This window comes from Enterobacter cloacae complex sp. I1M, assembly GCF_014982425.1.
GTDB lineage: Bacteria > Pseudomonadota > Gammaproteobacteria > Enterobacterales > Enterobacteriaceae > Enterobacter > Enterobacter intestinihominis.
Genome location: NZ_JADCLG010000001.1, coordinates 26410 through 44229, shown reverse-complemented (window position 1 = coordinate 44229; position 17820 = coordinate 26410). Strand labels below are relative to the sequence as shown.

The window sequence follows — 17820 nt, the reverse complement described above, 5'->3', positions numbered from 1 at the left end:
ACACCTTATTTTCTTCAAAATTTGAGAGCGGAATCTCAAATCGTACCAAAAATAGTCTTCAAGAGCACGTCTATAAATAGTCCAATTCCGAAACTATGTCATCCGGAACATGCTCATTAAAGCACCAACACTGGAAAAATGTGCGCGATATCGCAGATAACTGCCTAATTTTGCGCGGGATCACTCATCCCTACGCGTCCTCCTGGCAGAAAGCCTCAGAGGAGGAGTTTTTCCCCTGAGCCGAATGGCACACTGGTCAAAAATGCCGCGACAGGAAAATGGAATGAAACGCACTGCATTAGCTGTTCTGATGTTACCCGCATTCGCGCATGCCGACTGGTCATCGCCGGGATTTGACGCATTCAACGCTGAAGGTACCGGCGTCTTTACCAGCCAGGCAACGCTTGCGAAGGGTACCCGTCCACTGACGTTGAGTCTTGACAACGCGTGCTGGCAGCCGACAAAGGCCATTAAGCTCAACGAGATGCTGTCGCTCAAACCGTGCGAAGGCACGCCACCGCAGTGGCGATTATTCCGTGACGGCGTTTATCAGATGCGTATTGATACGCGCTCTGGAACGCCGACGCTGATGCTGACGGTACAAAGTGCGGCGCCACAGCCTGTCGCAAACGTTACCCGCCAGTGCCCGAAGTGGGACGGCAAACCGCTCACGATCGACGTCGTTAACACGTTCCCGGAAGGCACGGTGGTGCGTGATTTTTACAGCAAACAGACCGCGACCGTTCAAAATGGCAAAGTGACTCTTCAGCCAGCCGCCAACAGCAATGGCCTGCTGCTGCTTGAGCGCGCCGAAACGGACAAACCCGCGCCGTTCAGCTGGCAAAACGCCACCGTCTATTTCGTGCTGACCGATCGCTTCGTGAATGGCGACCCCACCAACGACAACAGCTATGGCCGCCATAAAGATGGTATGCAGGAGATAGGTACTTTCCACGGCGGCGATCTGAAAGGGCTTACCAGCAAACTGGATTACCTTCAGCAACTGGGCGTGAATGCGCTCTGGATAAGCTCCCCGCTGGAGCAGATCCACGGCTGGGTTGGCGGCGGCACCAAAGGGGATTTCCCCCACTACGCGTATCACGGTTATTACACCCAGGACTGGACGAAACTCGACGCCAACATGGGCAACGAAGATGATTTACGCCAGCTTGTCGACGACGCGCACAGGCGCGGTATCCGCGTCCTGTTTGACGTTGTCATGAACCACGCGGGCTATGCGACGCTTGCAGATATGCAGGAATATCAGTTTGGCGCACTCTATTTACAGGGAGATGAGCTGAAAAAAACGCTCGGCGAACGCTGGACTGACTGGAAGCCAGGCGCGGGTCAAAGCTGGCACAGCTTCAACGATTACATCAACTTCAGTGACAAAGCCGCATGGGAAAAATGGTGGGGTAAAAAATGGATCCGTACCGATATCGGTGATTACGACAACCCGGGCTTTGACGACTTGACCATGTCCCTGGCCTTCCTGCCGGATCTGAAAACGGAATCAAAAACCCCGTCAGGTTTGCCGAACTTTTATCAACACAAGCCCGACACCAACGCGAAAGTGATGACGAATTTCACGCCGCGAGATTACCTGACCCACTGGCTTAGCCAGTGGGTACGTGACTACGGCATCGACGGTTTCCGGGTCGATACCGCCAAACACGTTGAGCATGAAGCCTGGCAGCAACTGAAAGACCAGGCCAGCCAGGCGCTGGCCGCGTGGAAGGCAGCCAACCCGGACAAAAAACTCGACGATGCGCCGTTCTGGATGACCGGTGAATCCTGGGGCCACGGCGTGATGCACAGCGATTATTACCGCCACGGCTTCGATGCGATGATCAACTTTGACTATCAGGAGCAGGCGGCGAAAGCAGTGGACTGTCTGGCAGATATGGATTTGACCTGGCAGCAAATGGCAGAAAAGCTGCAAAGTTTTAATGTGCTGAGCTATCTCTCCTCCCACGATACGCGTCTGTTCCGTGAAGGGGGTCAGCGCGCCGCTGAGTTACTGCTGCTGGCGCCGGGAAGCGTGCAGATCTATTACGGCGATGAATCAGAGCGTCCATTTGGCCCGACAGGCTCCGATCCGCTACAGGGAACCCGTTCGGATATGAACTGGCAGGACGTCACGGGTAAACAGGCGTTAACTGTCGCCCACTGGCAGCTTCTGGGGCAGTTCCGCGCCCGTCATCCGGCTGTGGGTGAAGGCAAGCAAACAACGCTGTCAATGAAAGAAGGCTACGGCTTTGTGCGCGAGCACAAGGGCGATAAGGTGATGGTGGTGTGGGCGGGTAATCAGTAGAACAGCCCCCTCACCCTAACCCTCTCCCCTAAGGGGCTAGGGGATTGCACGGTGCGGTCTTTCACCCTCGCCCCTTTGGGGAGAGGGTCGGGGTGAGGAGACATTCATCAGAACGATTCACTGCAATAATCCCTCTCCACCATACAAAACAACAAATCCGACCACATCCGCCGATTTGCACCAACACGGTGCTGGCGTTATGGTTACTGCCTTTCATATTAAGCCCGACAGATCACCTGCTATGACGTTTTCACAATTCGGCGACAAATTTACCCGCCATTCAGGCATTACCCGCCTGATGGAGGACCTCAACGACGGGCTGCGCACCCCAGGCGCTATCATGCTTGGCGGTGGAAACCCGGCTCAAATTCCGGAGATGAACACCTACTTCCAGACGCTGCTGGCAGACATGCTGGAAAACGGTAAAGCAACCGATGCGCTATGTAATTACGACGGCCCTCAGGGTAAAACAGAACTACTGACGCTTCTGGCGACAATGCTACGGGAAGCGCTGGGTTGGGATATCGAACCACAGAACATTGCACTGACAAACGGCAGTCAGAGCGCGTTTTTCTACTTATTCAATCTGTTCGCCGGACGCCGCGCCGACGGCACCACGAAAAAAGTGCTGTTCCCGCTGGCACCGGAGTATATCGGCTATGCCGATGCCGGCCTCGAAGAAGACCTGTTTGTTTCCGCACGTCCGAATATCGAGTTGTTGCCAGAGGGCCAGTTCAAATATCACGTCGATTTTGAACATCTGCATATCGGTGAAGAGACGGGCATGATCTGCGTATCTCGTCCCACCAACCCGACGGGGAACGTGATCACCGACGACGAGCTGATGAAGCTGGATGCGCTGGCGAATCAGCACGGCATCCCGCTGGTGATCGATAACGCCTATGGCGTACCGTTCCCGGGGATCATCTTCAGCGAAGCGCGTCCGCTGTGGAACCCGAACATCATCCTCTGCATGAGCCTCTCCAAGCTGGGCCTGCCGGGCAGCCGCTGCGGCATTATCATTGCTAACGAGAAAATCATCACCGCCATTACCAACATGAACGGCATTATCAGCCTTTCCCCTGGCGGCATCGGCCCGGCGATGATGTGCGAGATGATCAGGCGTAACGACCTGCTGCGCCTGTCAAATGAGGTGATCAAGCCGTTTTACTCTCAGCGCGTTCAGGAAACTATCGCCATCCTTCGCCGCTACTTACCGGAGGAACGCTGCCTGATCCATAAACCGGAAGGGGCAATTTTCCTGTGGCTGTGGTTTAAGGATCTGCCCATTACGACAGAGCTGCTTTATCAGCGTCTGAAAAAGCGTGGCGTGCTGATGGTCCCGGGGGATTACTTCTTCCCGGGTCTGGATAAGCCGTGGCCGCATACGCACCAGTGCATGCGCATGAACTACGTCCCGGACCCGGAAAAAATCGAAGCGGGTGTGAAAATTCTCGCCGAAGAGATTGAGAACGCCTGGCGCGAGGCCGGTTAATAAAACCTCAGGCCAGATTACGCAGCCGTTCCGCGCGTAGTCTTGCGGGTTCTATGCAGCGCAGCGCGTGGGTGGGACAGGCTTCGACGCAGGCGGGACCGCCCTCGCGATGCATGCACAAATCACATTTCAGCGCCTGAACGCGATCTCCCACAACCCGAACCTGCATTGCCCCGAACGGGCACGCCACCATACAGCTTTTGCAGCCGATACAGCGAGCCTGCTCAACGAGCCAGGCTCCCGCAGCACGGTGAATGGCCCCCGTCGGGCAGACATTCGCGCAGGGCGCATCTTCACACTGGTGGCAGCCCACGGCCGTGGTGAAGGTTCCCCCCTTAACCACGCGGATACGTGACGTAAACGCTTCTGGCGTGGCGCTGCTTTGATGCGACATCATGCACGCCACCTCACAGGTGCGGCACCCGATACATTTTTCAGGATCCGTCAGAATAAATCGGTTCATCAGTTATGCCTCGCGTGCATTAAAACCCGGTTCTGAGCACATCATACATAACGTCCGAGGCAGCGAAGGTGTGATGGGTCAAAGAGGATGCGCTCATCCGGAATTAATATGCTCTTTACAGTACCGCCGTTTCCAGACGGCGGGCGTTAACCCGGTATGTTTCGAGAATATCTGCCGGAAATAACCCACGTCATTAAAACCGCACCGGGTGGCCACTTCAGTTAATGAGGCCGCATCGTTCAGCAACAATTTTTCAGCGGCCCTGACGCGCTGGCGGTGTATTGCCTCCGTCAGGGTTAAATGAAACGTCCGGCGAAATACTCGCCCCAGGTAATCTGCGTTGCAGTGCAGCTCTTTCGCCAGCTGTGAAGTGGATATGGGCAAATGAAAGTGAGTGCGGATAAGCTGTTTGGCCTTCCACGCCATTGCTGCGCCCGCATCATCCGCTTTATCTTCATATCCCGGCGAGAGCGATATCTGCTGCAAAATTAACAGCAAAATTATCTCCAGCGCCTGGCTACGCTGTAATTTTTCCTGCTCGCTTAAAAACTGACGGAATAACGCAATAACATATTGCGGATCCCGCACGCTACAGTGTTGCTCAATCGACAGTGGCGTCGCACCTGGCAACGCAGGCAAGCCTTCATCCACCTCAAAATGCAGCCAGTAAAATTTGAGATCGCCCGGAAAATCTTCCACGCCGACATGCCGCCGCTTCGGCCAAAGTAATAAACTCTCGCCGGCGTTTACCTCAAACAGCGTATTTTCCTCCTGGATCGTTAATGTCCCTTTTTCGAGAAAGATTATCTCCCACGAAGATAATTTTCGTGCGGGATGACGACCCACGCCCCGGGAGATAAATAACCCGCCATTTTGAACCTTAATCGGAAGTGCTATGGATAATTCAAGCATGGATATTCAATTTCCCGCTTTTATGGTGGCTAATATTGCGTTTATTGTTTGATTATTAATAAATATCAGCAGAACAGCTCGATCAAACTCACAGTTTTACCATCAGGTCGGAATCGTCACCTTTTTATACTTTTCCCTTCCCTTGTTGGTCTGCCCGTTGAATGCAGAATAAATGGGGTACCTTGCACAAATACGATAATAAATCGTTTATCGAGGAGTTACCCCATGACTTCCACACCGATTACAGACGCAGAAGTTGCAAAACAGGCAGCCGATGACCGACTGTCAGTCCGCGAGAAAATTGGCTACGGCCTGGGCGACGCGGGCGGCACGGTAATTACCTGCCTGATCATGAACTTCCTGACCTTTTTTTATACCGATGTATTTGGCCTGACGCCCGCGCTGGTGGGCACGCTGTTTATTGTCCTTCGGGTATTTGACGCGATTTCCGATCCTGTGATGGGCGTGATTGCCGACCGCACGCAGAGCCGCTGGGGGCGTTTTCGTCCGTGGCAGCTGTGGGTCGCGCTTCCCATCGGGATCGTCGGCGTGCTGACCTTCACCGTCCCGGACGCCAGCATGGGCGTGAAAATCGCCTGGGCGTTCGGCACCTATTTGCTGTTGTCCGTAGGCTATACCGCCATCAACGTGCCGTATTGCGCGCTGATCAACACCATGACCACCCGCCACAACGAGGTAATATCCTGCCAGTCCTGGCGCTTCGTACTGTGCGGCGTGGCGGGCTTTCTGGTCTCCGTTGGCCTGCCGTGGCTGGTGTCAGAGCTGGGACAGGGCAATACCGCCCGGGGTTATCAGCTGGGCGTCGGCGTGCTGTGCGCCATCGCTGTGGTGATGTTCTTGTGCTGCTTCTTCTGGGTGCGCGAGCGCGTCCCGCTTGCGCTGATGGGGAAATTCACCCTGCGCGAGCACCTGGCGGGCCTGCGTAAAAACGATCAGCTGCTGCTGATGCTGGTGATGTCGTTTCTGCTGATCAACGTCTTCAACATTCGCGGCGGCGGGTACATGTACTTCATCACCTACGTGCTTCAGGGCAGCACGGCGTACACCTCGCTGTTTTTCACCATGGTGACCTTTGCCGCCATTCTGGGCGCGGTGATCGTCAACCCGCTGTCGCGGCGGATTGATACCGTCAAACTCTACTACTACACCAACCTGGTGCTCGCTGCGCTTGCTATGGGAATGTGGTTCCTGCCAGGTGGCCCGGCGCACCAGACGCTCTGGCTTATCGTGATTTTAAGTAACGGCGTGATCCTGGGCTTCACCCTGCCGCTTCACTTCTCGCTAATGGCCTTTGCCGATGACTACGGCGAATGGAAAACCGGCGTGCGCTCCTCGGGGATGAATTTCGCCTTCAATCTATTTTTCATCAAGCTCGCGTGGGCATCCAGCGCCGGGATCATCAGCCTGGTGTTTATTGCCGTGGCCTATCAGCCAGGCGCGGGCAACCAGACACCCGCCTCATTGCAGGGCATCACCGCCATGGAGACGCTACTCCCTGCCCTTTTCCACCTGCTGCTGGCGGTCGCTATCCGCTGGTGCAGGCTTAACAATCCCGTGATGTCGCGCATTGCAACCGATTTGCGCCAGCGTCATGTACAGTCCTGAGGAGAACGATATGACCATAATGGAAGCCGACCTGCATCAGCTGAAAATCAACGACCCGTTTCTTGGTCAGTACCAACGGCTGGTCCGCGATGTGGTAATCCCCTACCAGTGGGATGCGCTTAACGATCGCGTGGCGGAGGCTGAACCCAGCCACGCCATCGCCAACTTCCGTATCGCGGCCGGTCTGGAACAGGGGGCGTTTTACGGGATGGTCTTTCAGGACAGCGACGTGGCGAAATGGCTCGAAGCCGTAGCGTGGTCGCTGTGCCAGAAGCCGGATGCCGAACTGGAAAAAACCGCCGACGAGGTGATCGAGCTGGTCGCAGCGGCGCAGTGTGAAGATGGCTATCTCAATACCTATTTCACGGTGAAAGCACCGGCCGAGCGCTGGACCAATCTGGCCGAATGCCACGAACTGTACTGCGCCGGACATATGATTGAAGCGGGCGTGGCGTATTTCCAGGGAACCGGAAAGCGCCGCCTGCTGGACGTGGTGTGCAGGCTGGCGGATCATATCGACAGCGTGTTTGGCCCGGGCGAAAACCAGCTGCACGGCTATCCGGGCCACCCGGAAATCGAGCTGGCGCTGATGCGGCTGTACGACGTCACGCAGGAGCCACGCTATCTCAATCTGGTGAAATACTTTATTGAGGAACGCGGCACGCAGCCTCACTTCTACGATATCGAATATGAGAAGCGCGGCAGAACGTCATACTGGAACACCTATGGCCCGGCGTGGATGGTCAAGGACAAAGCCTACAGCCAGGCGCATCAGCCCCTTGCCGAACAACAAACGGCCATCGGCCACGCCGTGCGTTTTGTCTATCTGATGGCGGGCATGGCGCATCTGGCGCGCCTGAGCAACGACGAAGGGAAACGTCAGGATTGCCTGCGGCTGTGGAACAACATGGCACAGCGCCAGCTGTACATCACCGGCGGGATTGGCTCGCAAAGCAGCGGCGAGGCATTCAGCAGCGATTACGATCTGCCCAACGATACGGTCTATGCCGAAAGCTGCGCCTCCATCGGCCTGATGATGTTTGCCCGCCGGATGCTGGAGATGGAGGCGGACGGCCACTACGCCGACGTGATGGAGCGCGCACTATACAACACGGTGCTGGGTGGCATGGCGCTGGACGGTAAGCATTTCTTTTATGTAAATCCGCTGGAAGTGCACCCGAAAACACTGGCCTTTAACCATATCTATGACCACGTGAAACCGGTGCGCCAGCGCTGGTTCGGCTGCGCCTGTTGCCCGCCGAATATTGCGCGCGTGCTGACCTCGCTGGGGCACTATATTTATACCGTTCGCCCGGACGCGCTGTTGATCAACCTGTACGTGGGGAACGACGTCGCCATTCCGGTGGGGGAAAACACCCTCCAGCTGCGGATTAGCGGAAACTATCCGTGGCATGAGCAGGTGAAAATCGAGATAACCTCACCAGTTCCGGTAACTCACACGCTGGCCCTGAGGCTGCCGGACTGGTGTGCGGAACCGGCTGTTTCGCTCAATGGTCAAGCCATTACAGGCGAGGTCTCCCGTGGATACTTATACCTAAACCGCAACTGGCAGGAAGGCGACACGCTGACGCTGACGTTACCGATGCCGGTCCGCCGCGTGTACGGCAACCCGCAGGTGCGCCAGCAGGCGGGGAAAGTCGCATTGCAGCGTGGGCCGCTGGTTTACTGCCTGGAAGAAGCCGATAACGGCGCAAATCTGCATAACCTTTCTTTGCCGCAAGACAGCGCGTTTCGGGTATTTGAAGGCAAAGGCATTTTCGCGCACAAGATGCTGATACAGGCGGAAGGGATCGGGTGTCAGGCGAAGGACACTGATGCCCTGTGGCAGTACGACCACTCGCCGGTAGAACGTCAGCCCCAGACGCTGACCTTTATTCCGTGGTTCAGCTGGGCAAACCGGGGAGAAGGGGAAATGCGGATATGGGTGGATGAAGGCTGAATAACTGCGGCCTGTTGCCCTTACCCCAGCCCTCTCCCACGGGAGAGGGAGTAAAAAGTAGGCCGGGTAAGGCGAAGCCGCCACCCGGCTTTAACCCGGCTCAGGCCGCCCGGGAGATTAAAACAGCCCCAGCGGTTTATCGGAGTAGCTGACTAACAGACATTTCGTTTGCTGGTAGTGCTCCAGCATCATTTTATGGGTTTCGCGCCCGATGCCCGACTGTTTGTAGCCGCCAAACGCCGCATGAGCCGGATAGGCGTGATAGCAGTTTGTCCATACGCGTCCGGCCTGAATGCCGCGGCCCATTTTATAGGCAAGGTTACCGTTACGGCTCCAGACCCCCGCCCCCAGGCCATACTGCGTGTCGTTGGCGAGCTCCAGCGCCTCGTCCATGGTTTTAAACGTGGTGACGGCCAGCACCGGTCCAAAAATTTCCTCCTGGAAAACGCGCATGTTGTTCTTACCGAACAGGATAGTCGGCTCAAGGTAGTAGCCCTCCTGCAAATCGCCTCCCAGCACCTTACGACGACCGCCGGTCAACACATCGGCCCCCTCTTTTTTACCGATATCAATATAGTTGAGGATGGTTTCCAGCTGGCCATGCGATACCTGCGCCCCCATCTGGGTAACGTTATCCAGCGGATTACCGCTGCGAATCGACTCCACGCGCCGGATCGCCCGCTCCATAAAGCGCTCATAAATGGATTCCTGCACCAGCGCGCGGCTCGGACAGGTGCAGACTTCGCCCTGGTTAAACGCAAACAGCGCAAACCCTTCCAGCGCTTTGTCGAAGAAGGCGTCCTCTTCATCCATCACGTCGGCAAAGAAGATGTTCGGCGATTTCCCGCCCAACTCCAGGGTGACCGGAATGATGTTCTGGGTCGCGTACTGCATAATCTGCTGACCCACTTCTGTTGAGCCGGTAAACGCCACTTTGGCGATACGCTTTGAAGTAGCCAGATATTCGCCGATCTCTCCCCCGGCCCCGTTGACCACGTTAATGACCCCCGGCGGCAACAGGTCGCCAATCACCTCCATCAGCAGCAGTACCGAAAGCGGCGTTAAGCGTGCAGGTTTCAGCACAACGCAGTTACCCGCCGCCAGCGCGGGCGCCATTTTCCAGCTCGCCATCAGCAGCGGGAAGTTCCACGGAATAATTTGCCCCACCACGCCGAGCGGCTCGTGGAAGTGATACGCCACGGTATCTTTGTCAACTTCACTTATTCCCCCCTCCTGGGCACGGATGCAGGACGCAAAATAGCGGAAATGGTCGATCGCCAGCGGCACGTCCGCCGCCATGGTTTCGCGGATCGGCTTGCCGTTGTCCCACGTTTCTGCGGTCGCCAGCAGTTCCAGCTTCTGCTCCATCCGATCGGCGATTTTGAACAAAATGGCCGCTCTGTCCTGAACGGACGTTTGCCCCCACTTATCTTTCGCCTTATGCGCCGCATCCAGCGCTAAATCGATATCCCGCTTGCCCGAACTGGCAATTTCACACAGCGGCTGACCGGTAACGGGCGTCAGGTTGGAATAGTATTCACCGTCGACGGGCGCCACCCAGTCGCCGCCGATAAAGTTGTCATAGCTGGGCTTCAGCTTAAGGGGAAAACCATACTCGCCAGGCTGGATACGCGATGAGGGAGGATTGTTTGTCATGACCGTCTCCTTGCTGTTGTTGTACAACAAGGGTAGTTCCGGCTGGTGATTTTCTCGCCAGCGGGTAGCGGGTTTACGAGCCGCATCACGGATTACCGTACTTTACGTTTCGTTTCTGCCGCCGCAGCCATACTTAATAGCTCAAGGGCTCATGAGGAATGATGCAATGCAGCTATTTATCGGCTTTGACGTGGGTGGAACCCACATCAAACACGGCGTAATTAATGAAAACGGCGAAGAACTGACATCCGATGAATATGATACGCCGGACGATGAAAGCACCTTCAAAGAGAAGTGGAAAGCGGTAGTGGATAAGTACTGCCAGGAGCACGAGATCGCCAGTATTGGCGTGAGTTTTCCAGGACATATCAATCACCATACCGGCGAAGCGGCCAAAGCCGGAGCGCTGGACTATCTTGACGGCGAAAACCTGTGCGAACTGTTCGCACAGCTGACCGATCTCCCCGTGACAATCGAAAACGATGCCAATTGCGCGGCGCTGGGCGAGCGCTGGCAGGGCGCGGGCAAGGACTATGAGCATTTCGTCTGCATCACCATCGGCACCGGCATCGGCGGCGGTATCGTCATGGAGGGCGATCTCTACCGCGGGTCGCACTACCGGGCGGGTGAGTTTGGCGTGCTGCCCGTAGGCAATGAGGGCGAGCCGATGCATGAAGTGGCGTCCGCCAGTGGCCTGATGAAAGCCTGCCGCCGCGCGCTGGCCGTGTCGGAAGATGAGATGCCTGATGGTGAGGAGCTGTTTAAACGCATGGACAGCGACGTGCATCTGCGCGAAGCCATTGAAGCGTGGGCGCATTGTCTGTCGCGCGGTATTTACAGCGTGATCTCTATGTTTGATCCGCAGGCGGTGCTGATTGGCGGCGGCATTAGTGAGCAGGAGAAAATCTATCTCCTGCTGGATAAATATTTACAGCGATTCGAGGAGTGGGAAGCGCTCCGGGTGCCCATCCTTCCCTGCGAGCTGGGTAACCAGGCGGGAAGGCTGGGCGCGGTCTGGCTGGCTAAGCAGAAGCAGGCGCGCAGCGCTTAACGCTTACGGAAATAACTGCGCGTCGCGTAGCACATGGTCATTGCCACGACGACGCGTAAACCCGATGCGGTTGAAATACTCCAGGATCTGAATCGCCAGTTTGCGTCCTACGTTCAGCCGATCGCGGAAGTCTGCGGCGCAGGTTGATCCGCGCGCCTGATCCAGCTCCCGGATCAGGTTCGCAAACGCAACGATCCGATCGTTGCGGTAATAACGATCTTTCACGATCGCCACAATCATGCCCTGCTGCGCCGCATGCCGCAGTACCTGACGCATCAGCTGCTCATCGGTATTGGTTTCACGCGCCAGATCGCGCACCCACCAGGGTTCATCGCCAAACAGCGCCGCCACTTTTTGCCAGACCGCGTCCTGCTCAGCGGTAAAACCGGCCTTATGTTCCGGCAGGTGTAGCCAGCCGTGATGACTTGCAATCACGCCGCTTTCACGCATGTTTTCAATCAGCAACAGCACCAGCGCGTCGTCTTCCATGGGCAACGCCATACGCCGCAGACGTTCACGGCCCGGACCGGGCTCATCCTGATGCTGTTCATGATAGGTCGCCAGCGTGCTCAACACTTTACGCTGCCAGCGCGCCGCCACCGGCGCGTTCAGCAGGCTGTTGCCAGCCTGAATAAAACCCGGCTCCTGCGTCAGAAGACGCAATCCTTCACCGCTGAGCTGGCGCGCCCAGGCGAACGCAGCCAGATCCACCGCACCACGCTCAAGGTGGATATCTAACGCAGACTTGTCGTCACGGGCCTGGGCCAGCGAGGCCAGCCACGCTAAATACTCGGGCTTACGCTTGCCGCGACGGGGCGGATTCAGCATCACCACGCGGGCGCCCGCCAGGGTTTCGCGCGCGGAGATGTCGCGCAGAACCAGGCGGTCGTTATCCGCCAGCCAGAGCGGGGAGTCGAACACCAGTTCGGCGAGATCGTTTTCCAGCAGCGACACGCGTCCGGTGATGTGGCTGGCCGCGTGATGGATATGCAGCGGCTGCCACTGGGTCAGCGGCGTGTGGGTCTGTAGAGAAACGATAATCCGTTCAGAAGGCTCCGGCGGCGCGTCGGCCAGCAGCCAGTCGCCGCGGTTAAGCTGGTCTTTTTCGGCATCACCAGCAATATTCAGCGCGATACGCTGCCCGGCGTGGGCCTGTTCCACCGGCTGGTTTTGCGCGTGAAGCCCGCGCACGCGCATGGGTTTGTTCACGCCCGTCAGCCACAGGGTATCGCCCACGTTAACTTCGCCGCTCAGCGCGGTACCGGTCACCACCAGCCCAGCCCCTTTCACGGTAAACGCCCTGTCGATCGCCAGACGGAAGCGGTGATGGCTGGCATGCTCACGAGACGGGATCTGCTGCAAATGGTCGCGAAGAGCGTCGATACCGCGGCCTTCTGTCGCCACGGTGACAAACAGAGCGGCATCCTTTAAACCGTATTCACTCAGCGCCGCCAGTACCTCTTCACGCACCTCGTTGATACGCGCCTCATCCACACGGTCCGCTTTGGTAAGGGCGACGGTCAACTGCGGGTTTCCCGTCAGTTGCAGGATCGCCAGATGCTCGCGCGTTTGCGCCATCACCCCGTCATCGCACGCGACAACCAGCAGAGCGTGATCGATCCCGCCCACGCCCGCGAGCATATTGGAAAGAAACTTCTCGTGGCCGGGCACGTCGATAAAGCCCAGCACGCGACCGTCGGGCTGTGGCCAGTAGGCGTAACCCAGGTCAATAGTCATGCCGCGCTTTTTCTCTTCCGGCAGGCGATCGGCATTCACGCCCGTAATGGCCTGCAATAACGTGGTTTTGCCGTGGTCAACGTGACCGGCGGTGGCAATAATCATTTCAACATCATCTCCAGAAACCGCCCTTCATCTTCCAGGCAGCGTAAATCCAGCCACATACGACCATCACCGATCCGGCCAATCACTGGCGTCGGTAATGCGCGCCAGCGCGTCGACAGCGCCTCAAGCTGGCTTCCGCGTCCGTCGCGCGGGGTGAACGTCAGCGCTTCGCTCGGTAACCTGTCCACGGGCAGCGAGCCGCTGCCAATTTGCGACAGGCAAGGCTCGATACGAACTTCAAACTCAGGGTAATGAGGAGCAACCTGCGGCAGTAGCGCTTCCGCCCGCGCGCGAACAGAGGCTTCATCACGGCTCAGCAAACGCAACGTGGGCAGGCGGTCAGCCAGTTTCTCCGGGTGGAGATAGAGCCGCAGCGTGGCTTCCAGCGCGGCCAGCGTCATTTTATCGGCACGCAGGGCACGCTTCAGTGGGTGCTGCTGTAGCTGCGCAATCAGCTCGCGCTTGCCGACGATAATCCCCGCCTGCGGCCCGCCCAGCAGTTTATCGCCGGAGAAACTGACCAGGCTTACGCCCGCAGCAACCATTTCCTGCACCATTGGCTCTTTCGGCAGACCGTACTGGCGCATATCCACCAGCGACCCGCTGCCGAGATCGGCAATCACCGGCACGTTTAGCTCGCGCCCGATGGCGGCCAGTTCGGCCTCTTCCACCGTTTTGGTGAACCCCTCAATGTGGTAATTGCTGGTATGCACTTTCATCAGCAGGGCGGTGTTTTCATTCACCGCCGCGCGATAATCTTTTGCATGGGTACGGTTGGTTGTGCCCACTTCATGCAGCGTGCAGCCCGCCTGGCGCATGACATCCGGAATACGAAACGCCCCGCCGATCTCCACCAGCTCGCCGCGAGAGACGACAACCTCTTTTCCGCTCGCGGTGGCCGCCAGCATTAACAGCACCGCCGCCGCGTTGTTATTCACAATGCAGGCATCTTCCGCGCCGGTGATCTGGCAGAGAAGATCCGCCAGCGCGCGATCGCGATGCCCGCGCCCGGCGCCGTCCAGATCGTACTCCAGCGTCACCGGCGAGCGCATGGCCCGGGTGACGGCCTCTATCGCTTCTTCTGCCTGCTGTGCCCGGCCCAGATTGGTGTGCAGAACCGTGCCCGTCAGGTTAATAACCGGGCGCAACGCGCTTTGCGCGTGCTTGCTCAGCCTGCGTTCAACTTCCTGCGCCCATGCCTCGCACCAGCCGGGTAGCGCGTTTTCAGCCTGAATATGGCGACGCGCATCGTCCTGAAGCTGGCGTAGCATGTCGACCGTTGCAGTATGGCCAAACTGCTCCAGCACCGCAGTGATGCGCGGATCACGAAGCAGACGATCGGTAGCGGGGATCTGGCTGTAGAGGGAATGATGAGTAGTCATGAATGCGCCTGGCGAGTAAATATCTTCCCCCCTCCCGACGGGAGAGGGAGTTAACATGTGGGGGGATTGTACCGCCTCCCGCCAGGAAGTGTTATAACCCGCATCAAGCCTTTGGTGGTTCAGTCCGGGCGAAACTTTCGCGCTGGAAGAGCGTCTCCGCCAGTTTGACCAGCAGCGGACGATCCACGCACCAGCCCGGCGAGACGCGGCGGAAATTAAGGTAGCCAATGGCGCAGGCGATGGCGATCGTCGCCAGATTCAGGCTATCGCTCTGAATTTTCCCCTCGCGGATCAGCTGTTCGCACATATCCAGGCTGCGGCTGATTTTTTCGCGCTGGCGCAGCAGCTCATTTTCTGACTGCTGGGCGGCGGGCCTTGCCTGCTCGCGTACGGACGTTAATGCCGCATCCATAATGCCATCCGCCAGGGCTTCAATTTGCTTCATCGCCAGCGCCGCTTTTGGATCCGCCGGCAGCATGGCTGGCGCAACGCCAAGCAGCTCGATGTACTCCGCAATGATCGGGGAATCAAACCAGTAGTCGCCCTCGTCCGTTACCAGCGCCGGGACTTTCCCCAGCGGGTTGTACTGCGCAACGCCGTTCTCTGCGTGGTACGGTTGTTCATTTACGAATTCAAATTCAATCCCTTTCTCCAGCAGGAGAATCGAAATCTTACGCACGAAAGGACTGGTATAACTGCCGATGAGTTTCATTGCTTATCCTTAATGCCCATAAAGAGGTCAGTATGGATCAAGCCGTGAAAAAAGGCAGGTGTACGTATCGCATTCCTGCCGTGAGGGGATACGGGAGAAATCTGCATAAAAATATTTTGTGAATCAAATCACAATCTGGAAACAAACAGCCAACTTAACATTGTGATATTAATCACAAAATAGCCCTCATTTTGGCGTAATTATGAGCAATGTATTTTTTTTACACACCCATTATGTGATCGCGATCACTTCATTAATATCCTCACCCCCTACATTCATGTGATTCAGATCACACAAAATTCCGCTGTCTGGACAGTTGAACGATTCAGTGCCAGATTTCACAGCATCAGAACAGGGCCCGGCTACCTCTGCCGCCGCACATTAACGATAAACCTCGGGCCACAAGCCTAAGCGTAAACATAAGAAGGGGTGTTTTATGTCATCCGATTTCAAGATCAAAGTGCAAAGCTTTGGTCGTTTCCTCAGCAACATGGTGATGCCAAATATCGGCGCGTTTATCGCGTGGGGTATTATCACCGCATTATTTATTCCGACAGGGTGGTTGCCTAACGAAACGCTGGCGAAACTTGTTGGCCCAATGATTACGTACCTGCTGCCGCTGCTCATCGGTTATACCGGTGGTCGTCTGGTGGGCGGTGACCGTGGTGGTGTCGTGGGTGCCATCACAACCATGGGGGTGATTGTCGGTGCGGATATGCCGATGTTCCTCGGTGCGATGATTGCCGGTCCTCTGGGCGGCTGGGCGATCAAGAAATTTGACGTCTGGGTTGATGGCAAGATCAAATCCGGCTTCGAAATGCTGGTGAACAACTTCTCCGCGGGCATCATCGGGATGATCCTCGCGATTCTGGCGTTCCTCGGCATTGGCCCTGCGGTTGAAGTGCTCTCCAAGCTGCTGGCGGCGGGCGTTAACTTCATGGTGGCGCACGACATGCTGCCGCTGGCGTCTATCTTCGTTGAACCGGCGAAAATCCTGTTCCTGAACAACGCCATCAACCACGGTATCTTCTCACCGCTGGGTATCCAGCAGTCACACGATCTCGGCAAGTCCATCTTCTTCCTGATTGAAGCGAACCCGGGTCCGGGTATGGGCGTTCTGCTGGCATACATGTTCTTTGGTCGCGGCAGCGCGAAACAGTCTGCTGGCGGCGCGGCGATCATTCACTTCCTGGGCGGTATTCACGAAATTTACTTCCCGTATGTGCTGATGAACCCACGTCTGATCCTGGCCGTTATCCTTGGCGGTATGACCGGCGTGTTCACCCTGAGCGTACTGGGCGGTGGTCTGGTGTCTCCTGCTTCTCCAGGCTCTATTCTGGCGGTGCTGGCGATGACCCCGAAAGGCGCCTACTTCGCGAACATCGCGGCGATCTGTGCGGCCATGGCCGTCTCCTTCGTGGTCTCCGCTATCCTGCTGAAAACCAGCAAGGTGAAAGAAGACGACGATATCGAAGCGGCAACCCGTCGTATGCATGACATGAAAGCCGAATCCAAAGGCGCAACGCCGCTGGCGGCGGGTGATGTCTCTAACGACCTGAGCCACGTACGTAAAATTATCGTGGCCTGTGATGCCGGTATGGGTTCCAGCGCAATGGGTGCGGGCGTGCTGCGTAAGAAAGTGCAGGATGCGGGTCTGACCAACATCTCCGTGACCAACAGCGCGATTAACAACCTGCCGCCGGACGTTGACCTGGTGATCACGCACCGCGATCTGACCGAGCGCGCCATGCGTCAGGTGCCGCAGGCGCAGCACATTTCCCTGACCAACTTCCTCGACAGCGGCCTGTACACCAGCCTGACCGAACGTCTGGTTGCGGCCCAGCGCCATGAAGATAACGAAGTGAAAGTGCGCACCAGCCTGCAAGACAGCTTCGACGAGAGCAACGCGCATCTGTTCAAACTGGGCGCAGAAAACATCTTCCTTGGCCGCACGGCGACCAATAAAGAAGAGGCCATTCGCTTCGCCGGTGAGCAGCTGGTGAAAGGCGGCTACGTTCAGCCGGAATATGTTGAGGCGATGCTGGAGCGTGAAAAGCTGACCCCAACCTACCTGGGTGAATCCATCGCGGTTCCGCACGGTACGGTTGAAGCGAAAGACCGCGTGCTGAAAACCGGCGTGGTGTTCTGTCAGTATCCTGATGGCGTGCGCTTCGGTGAAGAAGAGGACGACATCGCCCGTCTGGTGATTGGTATCGCCGCTCGCAACAACGAGCATATCCAGGTGATTACCAGCCTGACCAACGCGCTGGATGACGAAACGGTTATTGAGCGTCTGGCCAACACCACCAGCGTTGAAGAAGTTCTGGCTCTGCTTAACAAGTAACAGCGCCTCTTCCCTCTCCCCCCGGGGAGAGGGCTAGGGTGAGGGGAAAACGTTCCTCACCCC

12 protein-coding genes are annotated in these 17820 nt (G+C 57.0%); 6 read left to right on the top strand and 6 right to left on the bottom strand.

The genetic code is table 11. The features are described 5' to 3' along the window. Nucleotides 1-283: 283 nt before the first annotated feature. The gene (locus INF86_RS00185) at nt 284-2314 is read left to right on the top strand and encodes an alpha-amylase (RefSeq protein ID WP_193543125.1); all 2031 of its coding nucleotides are present in this window, start codon (nt 284-286) and stop codon (nt 2312-2314) included. Nucleotides 2315-2555: 241 nt separating this feature from the next. Beyond that, entirely contained in the window at nt 2556-3809 is a 1254-nt protein-coding gene (gene avtA / locus INF86_RS00180; RefSeq protein ID WP_022649751.1) for a valine--pyruvate transaminase, read from the top strand. Between the two features lie 7 nt (nt 3810-3816). On the opposite strand, the gene INF86_RS00175 is transcribed toward avtA, so the two are convergent. Together INF86_RS00175 and INF86_RS00170 are read right to left on the bottom strand one after the other, a co-directional pair. After that, complete coding sequence (locus tag INF86_RS00175; RefSeq protein WP_193543124.1) at nt 3817-4272, bottom strand: 4Fe-4S dicluster domain-containing protein; 456 nt, start codon at nt 4270-4272, stop codon at nt 3817-3819. Between the two features lie 93 nt (nt 4273-4365). After that, nucleotides 4366-5184, bottom strand: coding sequence for a helix-turn-helix domain-containing protein (locus INF86_RS00170; protein WP_063850278.1), 819 nt, complete (start codon nt 5182-5184; stop codon nt 4366-4368). Nucleotides 5185-5409: 225 nt separating this feature from the next. Between INF86_RS00170 and INF86_RS00165 the strand changes: the two genes are divergently transcribed. After that, the gene (locus tag INF86_RS00165) at nt 5410-6810 is read left to right on the top strand and encodes an MFS transporter (protein WP_193543123.1); all 1401 of its coding nucleotides are present in this window, start codon (nt 5410-5412) and stop codon (nt 6808-6810) included. 10 nt (nt 6811-6820) lie between these two features. Further along, the gene (locus tag INF86_RS00160) at nt 6821-8770 is read left to right on the top strand and encodes a glycoside hydrolase family 127 protein (RefSeq protein WP_023298866.1); all 1950 of its coding nucleotides are present in this window, start codon (nt 6821-6823) and stop codon (nt 8768-8770) included. A 117-nt stretch (nt 8771-8887) separates the two neighbouring features. Here INF86_RS00160 and aldB read toward each other — a convergent pair whose 3' ends face one another. Continuing rightward, nucleotides 8888-10426, bottom strand: a complete 1539-nt coding sequence (aldB, locus tag INF86_RS00155) for an aldehyde dehydrogenase AldB (protein ID WP_193543122.1) — start codon at nt 10424-10426, stop codon at nt 8888-8890. Between the two features lie 166 nt (nt 10427-10592). On the opposite strand from aldB, the gene INF86_RS00150 reads away from it, so the two are divergent. Further along, nucleotides 10593-11477, top strand: coding sequence for an ROK family protein (locus tag INF86_RS00150; RefSeq protein ID WP_023298868.1), 885 nt, complete (start codon nt 10593-10595; stop codon nt 11475-11477). 3 nt (nt 11478-11480) lie between these two features. Here INF86_RS00150 and selB read toward each other — a convergent pair whose 3' ends face one another. From selB to INF86_RS00135, 3 genes are all read right to left on the bottom strand, one after another. After that, complete coding sequence (gene selB, locus INF86_RS00145; RefSeq protein WP_193543121.1) at nt 11481-13319, bottom strand: selenocysteine-specific translation elongation factor; 1839 nt, start codon at nt 13317-13319, stop codon at nt 11481-11483. Continuing rightward, nucleotides 13316-14701, bottom strand: coding sequence for an L-seryl-tRNA(Sec) selenium transferase (gene selA / locus INF86_RS00140; RefSeq protein WP_045308992.1), 1386 nt, complete (start codon nt 14699-14701; stop codon nt 13316-13318). Before selA ends, selB begins: the two co-directional genes overlap by 4 nt. A gap of 103 nt (nt 14702-14804) precedes the next feature. Further along, a complete protein-coding gene (locus tag INF86_RS00135) occupies nt 14805-15413 on the bottom strand; it encodes a glutathione S-transferase (RefSeq protein WP_048966144.1) in 609 nt (202 codons plus the stop codon). Between the two features lie 436 nt (nt 15414-15849). On the opposite strand from INF86_RS00135, the gene INF86_RS00130 reads away from it, so the two are divergent. Then, nucleotides 15850-17757, top strand: a complete 1908-nt coding sequence (locus INF86_RS00130; protein ID WP_022649761.1) for a PTS mannitol transporter subunit IICBA — start codon at nt 15850-15852, stop codon at nt 17755-17757. Nucleotides 17758-17820: the final 63 nt, after the last annotated feature.